Here is a 13,226-nt window from a genome sequence, read left to right on the forward strand (position 1 = left end):
GTTTCGCCCGATAATCCGTGCCCCTTCCTCCGCGCCGCCGTGTCGGAGGGTTTTGTCGGTGGCCACGTCGTGCCGATTCCGGAGCTTTGCAGGACCATCGAGGCCGCCAGCGGCAAGACCGGGTTGCAGAAGAAACTGGTCGGCGTGAAGACCTATCCGGTGGCCCTGGTGGCCAACGGTCTCAGTCCCTTTCGCCTGCTGAAAAGCTGGTGGTCCGGCGCCGAGCTCGACGCGCTGCGCAATGGCCCGCTGGACAAGCATGGCGTCGGCTCGCGCATCCTGAATGCGACCGCCGAGGTGCATGAAAGCGAAATCGCGCGTCTCGCCGAGTTCGGCAGCGACTGGCCGGATCCGTGCGGCGGAACCGAGCGCGGGCTGACCGGCAGCCAGATCAAGACCTACATGGATGCGAATTTCGAGCGCGCCAAGGGCCACCGGCGCTGGTTCGACCGGCTGCTGATGAACGGCGAATGGCCAGTTCTGCTCGATATCATGGGCAAGGGCGAGGGCGACAGACGCTACCTCAGCGTGGCCGAAGTCAGGACGCTGTTCGTCGACCGCCGGCTGCCCGACCGCATCAACGCGCGGCTGGCATCGCAGCCGGCGCCGGCAAAGGGTCCGTTGCGCAAGGTTCTCAAGGCCGCGGTCTGGCTGGTTGCGCTGGCCGCCGCGGCGATCGTGGCGATCGCCGAATTCCCCAATCAGGTCGGCAAGATCATTCCGCCGCTGGCGCAATTGCTGCCGCCGCCGCTGCCGGAGTTCGCGCCGGTTAAATCCGCGCACTGGCTCGACCAGAACTGGTCGACCGAGGACCGCCACTGGTTCCACCATGCGAGCCAGGGCACCGCGACATTCCCGGTGCCCTATGCCTGGTTTCTGGCGCTGGAACAGCCGGGCCTTTATCTGTTCACCCAGCCCGGCCGGCTGGCGGATCCGCAGTATCTGGAGCGGATGGGTTTTATTCCGAGTCCGAAAACGGTTCGCGCCGACGCCGAGACGCTGCGCCGCTATGGCTTTGTGAACAACCCCAACGTCAAGACCACGCCGGCGCCTGAGACCTTGGCCGGCCTGCGGCCGACGCCGGTCGAGAATTTCGACGGCCTGCCGGTCGGGTTCTCGCGCATGACCCCCGTCATCAATCCCGGGACCGGTGAACCCTCCTCCGACAAGATCGGGCTCAGCTGTGCGGCCTGTCACACCGGTAGCCTCCGCTACAAGGACGTCAGTGTGCGCTTTGACGGCGGTGCGGCCATGCTGGAACTGCGCAAGCTCGAGATGGCAACCGGTCTTTCGATTTTCTACACGCTGATTGTGCCGGGCCGGTTCGATCGCTTCGCCGACCGCGTGCTCGGTTCCGAATCCAGCAAGGACGATCGCAACAAGCTCAAGCAGGGACTGAAGGAAGTCGCCGATTTCCTGAAAGCCCAGATCGAAATCACCGCGAAGACGCTGAAGGCGAAGGGCCAGAAGGACACCGACGAAGGATACGGCCGGCTCGACGCCCTGAACCGGATCGGCAACCAGGTCTTCTATACCGATCTGGCGGCGAGCGGCCTCGCCGACTACGCCGGCAACATCCACGCCAACGATGCGCCGGTCAGTTATCCGCCGGTTTGGACCGTGCCCTGGTTCTGGTGGGCGCAGTACGATGCGTCGATCGAGCAGCCCCTGATCCGCAATGCCGGCGAGGCGCTGGGCGTTGCGGCGCTGGTCAATCTGTCACCGGACCATCCGCCGGAAAAGCTCTTCAGCTCGTCCGTTGCGATGGAAAATCTCGTGCGCATCGAAGCGATGTTGCGCGGGCCGGATCCGTTCGGCCGAAATCCGAAGGATTTCGGCGGGCTGGCTTCGCCGGCATGGCCGTCGCATCTGTTCCCCAATGATGACGCATGGAAGATCAAGCCCGACCGCGTCATCAGGGGCCGGAAGCTCTATGCCGAGATCTGCGCCGAGTGCCACCTCGGACCGGTCAAGGATCCCGTGTTCGACGCCGAATTCAAGGACAAGAGTTTCTGGTCCGACAAACGCTGGATGCAGGACCCGAAAGGCGGCTGGGTGCTGAATGAGGTTCAGAAGCAGGTCGCGCATATGGGAACGGATCCCGCGCAGGCCAATGTGTTGCAGACCCGGCAGGTGCAAATTCCCGGGTTCCTCGACCTGCAGCCGGCGCGCGATCTCGGCGAGCGCTGGAAGTGCAAGAATCTGGCGACCTACTCCTCGACCAGCATGCCATTCTCGATCGCGCTGATGATCATCGTCGACAAGGTCGCCCAGAAATGGATCAAGGACAACAACCTCAAGGAGCCCGCGATCAGCGAATTATGGGGCGACCGCAGCAACTGTCCCAATCCCGACGCGTCGCCGGAAAAGCCGATCTATCGCGCGCGGCCGCTGAACGGCGTCTGGGCGACGGCGCCCTACATTCACAACGGTTCGGTGCCCTCGCTGTACTGGATGCTGAAGCCCGCGGCCGAGCGCCCGAAGCAGTTCTGCCTCGGCGCGCGGGATTTCGATCCGCAGGATGTCGGCTTCAAGGTCGCGCCCGGCGGCGACAAATCCTGCAAGACTGGCGAGACCATGTTCCAGGAGGCGGACAGCCACGGCAAGCCGATCAACGGCAACAGCGTGATGGGACATTCGCTGGAAGCCGACAAGGGACAGGACATGAAGACCTACAAGAACGGCGTGATCGGCCGCATGCTGAGCGACGACGAGCGGTATGATCTGATCGAGTATCTGAAGACGCTGTGAGGGAAGGGGGGCGCATCAAAGCACGCGGCCCTCATTGATGTTGACGCCCGGCTGATCGCCTTCATCGGGCGATCGGGCCGCGCAACGTCGTCATGCTGCAAGCAGCAGCGGAACTTCGCATCGACTGATCCATTGGTTTGAGGACACCCCTCGCACCATCCGGAGAATTCATGCTGCTACCCAAGGGAACAACCGTGGCCGTCGCCGACGGCGAGAAATTCAGCCTGTTCCGCAACACCGGGGATGAGGCCAATCCCGCGCTGACGGCGATGCCGGAACCGGAAATTGACAGCGTCAACAAGGGTTCTGGCTCGGGCCATCAGGACAGTGCCGCCAATCCTGACAATAACCAGGCTGCGGAAGACGGCTTCGCGGGCGGAATTGCCAATTTTCTCAACAGGCGGGTACTCGACGGCGAGATTTCCGATCTCGTCATCATCGCCGCCCCGCGCACCCTCGGCGAACTGCGCAAGAGCTATCACAAGAAGCTGTCGGACGTGCTGCGCGGTGAAATCTCGAAGGATCTCACGGGGCACGCGGTGCACGACATCGAAAAGGCCATCGCTGCCGCGTAGTCGATGCAGCGAGCCCCCCACAAACAAAAACCCCGCCATTCGCGGCGGGGTCCAGTCTGGGAGGAGAGAGCCTGGCGGCCCTCGGTAGAACTCTTGATCAGGCGGGGATGCGCTCTTCGACCTCATGCGGCTCGCGCAGCACATAGCCGCGGCCCCAGACGGTCTCGATGAAGTTGCGGCCTTCGGAGGCGTTGGCGAGCTTCTTGCGCAGCTTGCAGATGAAGACGTCGATGATCTTCAGTTCGGGCTCGTCCATGCCGCCGTAGAGATGGTTGAGGAACATTTCCTTGGTCAGGGTGGTGCCCTTGCGGAGCGAGAGCAGCTCCAGCATCTGGTATTCCTTGCCCGTCAGATGCACGCGCTGGCCGCCGACTTCCACCGTCTTGGTGTCGAGATTGACCACGAGGTCGCCGGTCTGGATCACCGACTGGGCATGGCCCTTGGAACGGCGCACGATCGCATGGATGCGGGCAACCAGTTCGTCCTTGTGGAAAGGCTTGGTCATGTAATCGTCGGCGCCGACGCCGAGACCCTTGACCTTGTCCTCGATGCCGGCGAGGCCGGAGAGGATCAGAATGGGGGTCTTGATCTTCGACACCCGAAGCTGCTTCAGCACGTCGTAACCGGACATGTCGGGCAGGTTGAGGTCGAGAAGGATAATGTCGTAGTCGTATAGTTTGCCGAGATCGACGCCTTCCTCCCCGAGATCCGTCGTGTAGACGTTGAAGCTCTCGGATTTGAGCATCAGTTCGATCGACTGCGCAACGGCGCTATCATCTTCTATCAGCAAAACGCGCATGCCAGTCCCCTATAGTCGCCGCTCCGGGCGTCAGGTCGGCCGCACTTGCGGCACTCAAAACGCCTTTGAACAACTGATTCGGATCCTGACGACATATGGTTAACAAAATCTGATTCCCGTCCGCAAGCTCTATCCGTGCAATTTTTGTCGAATCGCCCTAAGATATTGCAGCCAAGTAGGTTTTTGTAACCACTCCCGTTCAAGTTCCACATTAAGAGACGGGCTTAACCGACTCCTGCGACTCACCCTTCTTCTGATGGGCAAGCGCTCTCAGTCACCAAAGACAGTGACGTAATGATTAACGATGCGGGTAAACACGAAGTTAAGGGCGAGGCCAAAATGCGGGGAAACTTAAGGTTTTCGCAATGAAGGCGCTCGCCGAACAGATCGGCGATATCGACGGCGTCAATATATATGGCCGGGTGGTGGGCGTGCGCGGCCTGATGGTCGAGATCGCCGGCCCGATCCATGCCATGTCGGTCGGCGCCCGCATCGTGATCGAAACCGGCGGCACCCGACCCATCCCCGCCGAGGTGATCGGCTTTTCCGGCAACAATGCCGTGGTGATGCCGTTCGCCGGCCTCGAGGGCGTGCGGCGCGGCTGCCGCGCGGTGATTGCCAATGCCGCCAGCCAGGTGCGGCCGTCGGCGGCCTGGCTCGGCCGCGTCATCAACGCGATGGGCGAGCCGATCGACGGCAAGGGACCGTTGCCGCAGGGGCCCTCGCCGATGCCCTATCGCAACTCGCCGCCGCCGGCCCATTCGCGCAAGCGGGTCGGCACGCCGCTGGATCTCGGGGTGCGCTCGCTCAATACCTTCCTGACCTGCTGCCGCGGCCAGCGCATGGGCATCTTCGCCGGTTCCGGCGTCGGCAAGTCGGTGCTGCTGTCGATGCTGGCGCGCAACGTCGATGCCGACATCACCGTGATCGGTCTGGTCGGCGAGCGCGGCCGCGAGGTGCAGGAGTTCCTGCAGGACGACCTCGGCGACACCGGCCTGGCGCGCTCGGTGGTGGTGGTGGCGACCTCCGACGAGCCCGCTTTGATGCGGCGGCAGGCGGCGTACCTGACGCTGGCGATCTGCGAATACTTCCGCGACGAGGACAAGGACGTGCTGTGCCTGATGGATTCGGTGACGCGGTTTGCCATGGCGCAGCGCGAGATCGGCCTGTCGGCGGGCGAGCCGCCGACCGCGAAGGGCTATACGCCGACGGTGTTCACCGAACTGCCGAAGCTGTTGGAGCGCGCCGGACCGGGAACCGGCATCGGCACCATCACCGGCATCTTCACGGTGCTGGTCGACGGCGACGACCATAATGAGCCGATCGCCGACGCGGTCCGCGGCATCCTGGATGGCCATATCGTGATGCAGCGATCGATTGCCGAGCGCGGCCGTTTTCCCGCGATCAACATCCTCAAATCGGTCTCCCGCACCATGCCGAAAGCGGCCGATCCGGCCTTTCTGCCCGTCATCACCCGGGCCCGCCAGGTGATGGCGACCTATGCCGACATGGAGGAACTGATCCGGCTTGGGGCCTATCGCCAGGGCTCCAGTCCCGAGGTCGACGAGGCAATCAAGCTGCATGCCCCGCTGGAAAGCTTCCTGCGCCAGGCCAAGGACGAAGTCACCAGCCTGAACGAGGGATACGGCCAATTGGATCAAATCCTCAAGGATTTGGAAACGGAACGCTAACTTTGTCGAGCCATGATCCGCACCACATGAGTAATGCTGCCGGTGGGGCCCTTATGACTTCATTTGGGGATGCCGGTTCCGTCCCGCGTTCTGATCGGGACTTCTGGGGAGTATGAGTCGATGAAGTCACGTGAAACGCTGATCCGCCTGAAGAAATTTCAGGTCGACGAAAAGCGCCGAAGGGTCGCCCAGATCGAGGGCATGATCGCCGATTTCCAGCGCATGTCGGTCGACCTCGAGCGCGAAATCCAGACCGAACAGGACCGCGCCGGGATCAACGATCCCACGCATTTCGCCTATCCGACCTATGCCAAGGCGGCGATCCAGCGGCGGGAAAACCTGACCCGCTCCGCGGACGAACTGCGGATCCAGCTCGAAGACGCCAAGGGCCTTTTGGGCGAAGCGTTCGATGAGCTGAAGAAAGTCGAACTGCTGGACGAGCGCGACCAGGCCCGCGAGCGGGCCGAAGAGAGCGCCCGGGAGCAGGCGGATCTCGACAGTATCGGCCTGATGCGCGCCCGCATCGGGGCAGTTGCCTGACCCTTTCCCGGCCGCCTTTGCCGAAACACCGCCAGAACCCGGGCCGCATGGTCCGGGTTTGTTTTTTGGATGTCCACAGGGCGGCATCGGTGACTTGGTGGCCACGTCGGGCGCAGGGTATGGTACGACATGTCAGGACCGCCGCTCCGGTGGCTTTGGGAGCGATAGGGCTTCGGGAATTTTGGGGACGCTGAATGCTGACGCCAGCTGAGCTGGTCTGGCTGCTTGCCGCGGTGGCGAAGGGGGATGAGGCTGCTTTCGAGCGCCTTTATGCCGCCACGCGCGCGAAACTCTTCGGCGTGGTCCTGCGTATCTTGCGGCGACAGGATCTCGCGGAGGAGGTCATCCAGGAAGCTTACGTCAAGATCTGGAACAGCGCCGGGCAGTTCAATCCAGGCCTGTCGTCGCCGATCACGTGGATGGCGTCGATCGCCCGCAACCGGGCCATCGACGTCGTGCGCAAGCGAACCGAGACGTCGATCGAGGAGGAGCCGTCGGCCATGGAAGTGGCCGCCGACAGTCCGGATCCGCTGGCGCGCCGGGAAATGACGGAAGAGTTGAAGCGGCTTTTGGAGTGCGTCGGCCGCCTCGAGCCCGACCGGCAAAAGCTGGTGCTTCTGGCCTATTACAATGGCTGGAGCCGCGAGCAGCTGGCAGCGAAATTCGAGACACCGGTGAACACGGTGAAGACATGGCTGCGCCGCAGCATGATGGATATTCGGGAGTGTCTTGGAGTCTGATGGCCTACAGCGAAGACCATATCGCGCTCGCCGCGGAATACGCACTCGGCACCCTCGATGCCGACGAGCGCGCGCAGGTCGAGACCATGATGTCGGTGGACAAGGAGTTCACCGCGATGGTCGAGGCGTGGCAGCAGAAGCTGGGCGTCCTCAACCAGATGGTCGGATCGGTCGAGCCGCGGCCCGAAGTCTGGGACCGGATCAAGACCGCGATCGGACATTCCGAGCCGCAGGCGCCGCTGCTGCTTCCCGACGCGCCGCCGCCGCCTTTGGCCACCGACATCGGCGAAACCGCCGCGCCGGTCGACACCTCCAATGTCATCCAGTTGTCCGCCCGGGCCAAACGCTGGCGCAATTTGGCGACGTTGACGACGGCGATTGCAGCGGCCCTGGTCGCGATGATCGCCACCCAGCTCTATGCGCCGGACCGGCTTCCCGACGGGCTTCGCCCGAAGGTGCGCACCCAGGTGGTCGAGGTGAAGACCACGGTCACCCCGCCACCGTCGGGCCAGTTCGTCGCGCTGCTGCAGAAGGACAGCACCTCGCCCGCCTTCATCTTGACGGTGGACGGCGCCAGCAAGAATTTCACCGTGCGCCGGGTCGGCGCCACGCCCGAACCCGGCAAGAGCTTCGAGCTGTGGCTGGTGTCCGACAAGCTGCCGGGTGCGCGTTCGCTCGGCGTGATCGGCGGCAACGACTTCACCACGCGACCGGCGCTGACAGCCTACGACACCGACACGGTGAACAAGGCGACCTACGCCGTCACGCTTGAGCCCGAAGGCGGTTCGCCGACCGGCGTCGCCACCGGGCCGGTCGTATTCACCGGCAAGCTGATCGAAGCGGTGCCGCCGGCGGCTGCGGCGCCGGCGCGGTAGACCATCTGCGCCGGGCGTTTCAAGCGCCCCGCTTGCGACGTTGCCGGATGATTGTCTCCGTCTCCTCGGCTGCAGTACCGCGCCGCTGCCGCCGGTCGATCAGGCGCATGACAGGAGTTACGGTCACACCATGCAGTATAATTGAGATGAGTATGATGAGCGCGACCGTGCTCCAGATTACATCGACCTTATCGAACGCCTCCTTTTGCAGAGCGTATGCCAGGTAGTAAATCGACCCCAATCCGCGAATCCCGAAAAAGCTGATCACGGCACGCTCGGTGGGCGGACAGGCCGTGCCAGCCAGGCAAAGCCAGCCCGCCAGCGGGCGCACGACAAAAATGGCGAGCAAGGCGTAACCGACAGAACTCCAGGTCAGTGCATCCAGAAGCCCTCCGCTGGTAATGGCGCCTCCGAACAGAACGAGCAGGATCATCATCAGCAGACGTTCGAGCTGTTCTGAAAAATCATGCAGCGTTTGATGATACTTGTGGTTTCGCTCTGCATCCCGCAGGGCCAGCCCGGCAACGAAAACCGAGAGGAAACCGTATCCATGCAGAGCTTCTGCGATGCCGTAAACGGCAACCGTTATTCCAAGCGCAACAAATCCATCGCCGGTTCGCGATAATTTGGCTCGGTTTGGCATTCGAAACACCAGCCATCCCAGGGCAAAGCCAAGCAGAGCGCCGACGCCGACACCAACAGTCAAACGCCAGATCACTTCCGTACCCAGCCAGCGAAAAAGCCAGGGTTCGCCCGTGCGACCCGCTTCGGCTATCGCGATGGCGCACATGATGAAGGGAAATGCCAGACCGTCGTTCAAACCGGCTTCGGATGTAAGTGCAAATCGTGTGTCGTCTTCCTCCCCGGATTTTGGAGGACCGACTTGCACATCGCTCGCCAACACCGGATCCGTGGGAGCAAGGGCAGCAGCCATGACCAAAGCTGTCGCTACGCCTAAGTCCAGTATCGTATAACCAAGCCATGCAAGCGCCAAAATCGTCACGGGCATGGCGATGGCCAGCAGGCGCCATGTCACCATCCATGACAGCCATCCGATCCTGCGATCAATCTTGAGTGCAGCTCCCATCAGCGAGATGATGACAACCAGTTCCGTCAACCGCTCGACAATCGGCAGATTGCCCGCGGGATGCGGAACGGAAATATCCAGGGGAAGCGCGAAAATGGCGGCCCCGATCGCCACGAAAAAAATCGGAAGCGACAGCGGCGCTTCACTCAGAAGCATCGGCAACCAGGCCGTCATGAGGACCAAAGCGCCAAGGCCGATCAGCAGAAAAATGTAAGCTTCCGGCAAGCGTTGCTCCGTGCTCGATGAATGCGGTTGTTTGGTTTCTCCGCATATAGGCGCAGCGCGGAATGCTCGCCTCGACAATGCACGATCCGGATTTTTCGTTCCGCGTCAGGAACCGCGCGCAGGCTCGGGAGTTATCCGGGTGTCCCGCTATACTGGAAGGACGGATGTAGTCCTTTCCAGAAAGGCTCCCTTACCGGGAGCCTTTTGTTTTTTGCGGTCAATGGAGAACGAAAATGGAAATCAAGGAGCATATGGAAGTCATCGGCGCGGACGGCGTGCATGTCGGCACGGTGGACAAGGTCGAAGGCGGTCGGATCAAGCTGACGAAAAAGGACAGCGGCGAAGGTTCTCACAAGGGCCATCACCACTTCATCGCCAGGAGCCTGGTTGCCGGCGTCGAAGGCAACAAGGTCAGACTGTCCGCAAATGCGGATGTCGCGGTGACGATGGAGCAGGAGAAGTAACGGAGTTGCAGGGCGACGGAGGGGCGAAAATCCTGCCTGCCCGTCACTGAGACGCGGCGACCGTGCTGCCAAAAAAAAGAAAACGCCCGTGGGGAGCGGGCGTTTTCGGTAGTCGACTTGGGGGTCGTTGGGGTCGTCTATTATCCACGAGGCGACTTTGGGGGGCTGCTAAAGAGCCGCGTGAATTCCTTGAATTTCGTTAGCGCACCGTCGAGGTCTCCGCGCTGGTGATCGCCACCGGCTTGCCGGCCTTGAGGACGCGCGCCGTCTGGGTGTATCCCTCGTCCGAGGCAGTGGTGCGAGCCGAGATGCCGAAGCCCGCCACCGCGATACCAGCGACAAGCGCCACGACCACGATCTTCAGGTGGGTCGAGCGATCTGCGCTGTAAATCGAATGGTTCATTGGAAGCCTCCTGCCCTGTCTTACGGATTGGTGTGGTGCATCCGCCGACAGGTTCAAACATCTCATGGTAAGAAACGTAGGGACTGGGCCTTAAGTTCCTAAGGGGCGATCACAAGGCAGTGAAAGGAGTTGAAGTCCCGCGACTGGAAGCCGACGCGAGATAAGGTAAGTCGCGAAATAATATGTAGATTCAATAGTTTAAAAACTATCTGGTGGCCCGAAGCGCGCGACCGCGTCGCTCCGGCAAATGCCGACAATTCAGCAAATGCCGACAATTCATTTGCCTGTGGCGGAAATGCCCAGCCGTTGCGGCCGTCGCCCGTCAGACGCTGCCGACCGTCTTCAGCCGCGCCCGGGGATGGATTTCCGCCTGCGACAGCACCGTGGTTTGCGAGCGGAACCGTTCCACCAGCGAGCGCACGAACGGCCTGATCGCTGCCGAGGTCACCAGCACCGGCGCCTCGCCTTCGCGGGCGGCCTGTTCGAAGCGGTCGCGCACCACCGTCATGAATTCCGACAGCTTCGATGGCTGCATCGCCAGTTGGCGTTCCTCGCCGGCGCCGACCAGCGATTCGGCGAACGCCTGTTCCCATTTCGCCGACAGCGCGATCAGCGGCAGATAGCCGTTGTGCGAGGTGTTTTGCGCGCAGATCTGCCGCGCCAGCCGGGCGCGGACATGCTCGACCATGGTCGCCGGGTTGCGCGAGAACGCCAGCGCGTCGGCGATGCCCTCCAGAATGGTCGAGAGATCGCGGATCGAGATCCGCTCGGCCAGCAGCAATTGCAGCACGCGCTGGATGCCGGACACCGTGACCAGCGCCGGCGTGATGTCCTTGACCAGTTCGCCCTGTTCCTTCGGCAGGTCCTTCAGCAGTTTCTGCACCTCGCCATAGGACAACAGGTCCGACATGTTGGTCTTGAGCAGCTCGGTGAGGTGGGTCGACAGCACGGTCGCGGCGTCGACCACGGTATAGCCCTTTAGCGACGCCTCCTCCTTTAGGCTGGCGTCGACCCACGTCGCCGGCAGGCCGAAGGTCGGCTCGATGGTATGGATGCCCGGGATACCGACCTGATTGCCGGCGGGGTCCATGACCATGAAACTGTTCGGCCAGATCTTGCCCGTGCCGGCGTCCACTTCCTTGATCTTGATGATGTAGGTGTTGGCCTCCAGCTGCACATTGTCGAGAATGCGCACGGCCGGCATCACGAAGCCCATTTCGACCGCGAGCGAGCGGCGCAGCGCCTTGATCTGTTCGGTCAGCCGGTCGGTGCCGTCGGGGCCGTTGACCAGCGGCAGCAGCGCATAGCCGAGTTCGATCTTGAGATCGTCGATCTTCAGCGAATTGGCGATCGGTTCTTCCGCGCCGGCGGCCGCGGCGGCCGCAGCGGCATCCGGCGCGGCCGCCGCAACGGCTTCGGCTTCCGTGTTGGCTTCGTTGCGCTTGCGCGCCGTCACCGCCAGATAGGCCGCGCCGCCGCCGAGCGCGAGGAAGGGCAGCATCGGAACGCCCGGCAGCATGCCCAGCACCAGCATGACGCCGGCCGACATGCCGAGCGCCTGCGGATAGCCGGACAGCTGCTTCATCAGCGCCTTGTCGGCGGCGCCGCTGACGCCCGCCTTGGAGACCAGCAGGCCGGCCGCGGTCGACACGATCAGCGCCGGCACCTGGGTGACGAGGCCGTCGCCGACGGTCAGCAGCGTGTACATGCGCGCGGCATCGGCGAAGCCCATGCCCTGCTGGGCGACCCCGATGATGATGCCGCCGATGACGTTGATGAAGACCACCAGCAGGCCCGCGATCGCGTCGCCGCGCACGAATTTCGAGGCGCCGTCCATGGCGCCGAAGAAGCCGCTTTCGTCCTCCAGCTCCTTGCGGCGCTTCTTGGCGGTGGCTTCGTCGATCAGGCCGGCGCCGAGATCGGCGTCGATCGCCATCTGCTTGCCCGGCATGGCGTCGAGGTGGAAGCGGGCGGCGACTTCCGCGATGCGTCCCGAGCCCTTGGTGATGACCACGAAGTTCACGATCACCAGGATCGCAAACACGATGATGCCGATGACGAAATTGCCGCCCATCACGAAATTGCCGAAGGCTTCGATGACGTGGCCGGCGGCGGCGGTGCCCTCATGTCCGTGCGACAGGATCAGGCGGGTCGAGGCCAGGTTCAGCGACAGCCGCAGCATGGTCGAGATCAGCAGGATGGTCGGGAACGAGGAGAATTCCAGCGGCGCCTGGATGAACAGCGCCGTCATCAGGATCAGGATCGACAGGATGATCGAGATCGCGAGCAGGAAATCGAGCACCATCGCGGGCAGCGGCATGATCAGCACCACCAGAATGATGAGCACGCCGAACGCCAGCGCGAGATCGCCGCGCTTCAGGATGTTGCCGATTTCACCCAGGCCGGGAAATCCGCCGCCCGCCGTACCCGAACCCTGACCCGCCGTGACATCGACCATCGTAGCTGCTTCCCCCCGCGAATGCCGGCCCCGGGCGCCAAACGTCTGCGCGGCGGCCGAAGGGCCACCGTTTCGAAAGTGAGGCACCGCTCTGGCGTCCACGGGGGTTCTCCCGTTTTACGCGGCTGACGACACTCAACTCCACTAGGCAATTTTTGCCGTCTTTATGGTTAGGAAAGGGTTAACGACCCGTCATTCCGGCGCGATGCCAACGGGTCCGGCCTCTGGCCGGCCCGATGACAGGCTCCGCATCGAACCCGGAATCTCGCGGTAATCGATCGAGATTCCGGGTTCGCCGCTCAGCGGCGCCCCGCAATGACGGAATGTGAAGCAGGGCGACGACACAGGTTCTGTTGCGCTGCATATGCATGCCCAATATCGCGCCATGTGGCTTGACCCGGAACCCCGGGACGACGAAGTTGCCGCCGTGCACGCCCCCTCCCAACCATCGAAAGATTCGACGCCCTTCACCCCGGACTCGCCCCAGGCGTGGCTGCGGCTCGCGCTGGCGGTCCTGATCGGCTCCGTCGGCGCGGTCGGGATGTGGTCGGTCGTGGTGGTGATGCCGGTGGTGCAGCAGGAATTTGCGACCAGCCGCGGCGCGGTTTCGTTCGCCGC

The 13,226-nt window shown here is 62.9% G+C and carries 11 protein-coding genes and 1 pseudogene; 8 read left to right on the forward strand and 4 right to left on the reverse strand.

The window, feature by feature from the left end:
* Together Q8N40_RS06540 and Q8N40_RS06545 are read left to right on the forward strand one after the other, a co-directional pair.
* Nucleotides 1-2,751, forward strand: a 2,751-nt coding sequence (locus Q8N40_RS06540) for a di-heme-cytochrome C peroxidase (protein WP_305711232.1), incomplete at its 5' end; no start/stop codon positions are given.
* 170 nt (nt 2,752-2,921) lie between these two features.
* The gene (locus Q8N40_RS06545; RefSeq protein ID WP_305711233.1) at nt 2,922-3,326 is read left to right on the forward strand and encodes a host attachment protein; all 405 of its coding nucleotides are present in this window, start codon (nt 2,922-2,924) and stop codon (nt 3,324-3,326) included.
* Nucleotides 3,327-3,423: 97 nt separating this feature from the next.
* Here the strand turns inward: Q8N40_RS06545 and ctrA are convergent, their stop codons facing one another.
* Complete coding sequence (gene ctrA, locus Q8N40_RS06550; RefSeq protein ID WP_007600544.1) at nt 3,424-4,125, reverse strand: response regulator transcription factor CtrA; 702 nt, start codon at nt 4,123-4,125, stop codon at nt 3,424-3,426.
* Between the two features lie 365 nt (nt 4,126-4,490).
* Between ctrA and fliI the strand changes: the two genes are divergently transcribed.
* The 4 genes from fliI to Q8N40_RS06570 all read left to right on the forward strand — a co-directional run bounded on the left by fliI (nt 4,491) and on the right by Q8N40_RS06570 (nt 7,971).
* Nucleotides 4,491-5,816, forward strand: a complete 1,326-nt coding sequence (gene fliI / locus Q8N40_RS06555) for a flagellar protein export ATPase FliI (protein ID WP_305711234.1) — start codon at nt 4,491-4,493, stop codon at nt 5,814-5,816.
* Nucleotides 5,817-5,936: 120 nt separating this feature from the next.
* Nucleotides 5,937-6,356: a flagellar export protein FliJ gene (gene fliJ, locus Q8N40_RS06560; protein WP_305318638.1), complete on the forward strand. Its 420-nt coding sequence runs from the start codon at nt 5,937-5,939 to the stop codon at nt 6,354-6,356.
* 194 nt (nt 6,357-6,550) lie between these two features.
* Nucleotides 6,551-7,096 carry a sigma-70 family RNA polymerase sigma factor gene (locus Q8N40_RS06565; protein WP_305318637.1) on the forward strand — a complete coding sequence of 182 codons (546 nt, stop codon included), beginning with the start codon at nt 6,551-6,553 and terminating at the stop codon, nt 7,094-7,096.
* Nucleotides 7,096-7,971, forward strand: coding sequence for an anti-sigma factor domain-containing protein (locus tag Q8N40_RS06570; protein WP_305318636.1), 876 nt, complete (start codon nt 7,096-7,098; stop codon nt 7,969-7,971). The genes Q8N40_RS06565 and Q8N40_RS06570 overlap by 1 nt, the downstream gene beginning before the upstream one ends.
* 19 nt (nt 7,972-7,990) lie before the next feature.
* On the opposite strand, the gene Q8N40_RS06575 is transcribed toward Q8N40_RS06570, so the two are convergent.
* Complete coding sequence (locus Q8N40_RS06575; RefSeq protein WP_305318635.1) at nt 7,991-9,283, reverse strand: sodium:proton antiporter; 1,293 nt, start codon at nt 9,281-9,283, stop codon at nt 7,991-7,993.
* A gap of 233 nt (nt 9,284-9,516) precedes the next feature.
* Between Q8N40_RS06575 and Q8N40_RS06580 the strand changes: the two genes are divergently transcribed.
* Nucleotides 9,517-9,747 (forward strand): DUF2171 domain-containing protein, encoded by a 231-nt coding sequence (locus Q8N40_RS06580; RefSeq protein ID WP_305711235.1) that lies wholly within the window; start codon nt 9,517-9,519, stop codon nt 9,745-9,747.
* A gap of 199 nt (nt 9,748-9,946) precedes the next feature.
* On the opposite strand, the gene Q8N40_RS06585 is transcribed toward Q8N40_RS06580, so the two are convergent.
* A complete protein-coding gene (locus Q8N40_RS06585) occupies nt 9,947-10,150 on the reverse strand; it encodes a hypothetical protein (RefSeq protein WP_305318633.1) in 204 nt (67 codons plus the stop codon).
* Between the two features lie 322 nt (nt 10,151-10,472).
* Nucleotides 10,473-12,710, reverse strand: coding sequence for a flagellar biosynthesis protein FlhA (gene flhA / locus Q8N40_RS06590; RefSeq protein WP_305711236.1), 2,238 nt, complete (start codon nt 12,708-12,710; stop codon nt 10,473-10,475).
* A 283-nt stretch (nt 12,711-12,993) separates the two neighbouring features.
* Here flhA and Q8N40_RS06595 point away from each other — a divergent pair.
* Nucleotides 12,994-13,226, forward strand: a pseudogene (locus Q8N40_RS06595) (hypothetical protein); the annotation flags it as partial.

The sequence above is a fragment of the Bradyrhizobium sp. genome, from assembly GCF_030693485.1.
Lineage (GTDB): Bacteria > Pseudomonadota > Alphaproteobacteria > Rhizobiales > Xanthobacteraceae > Bradyrhizobium.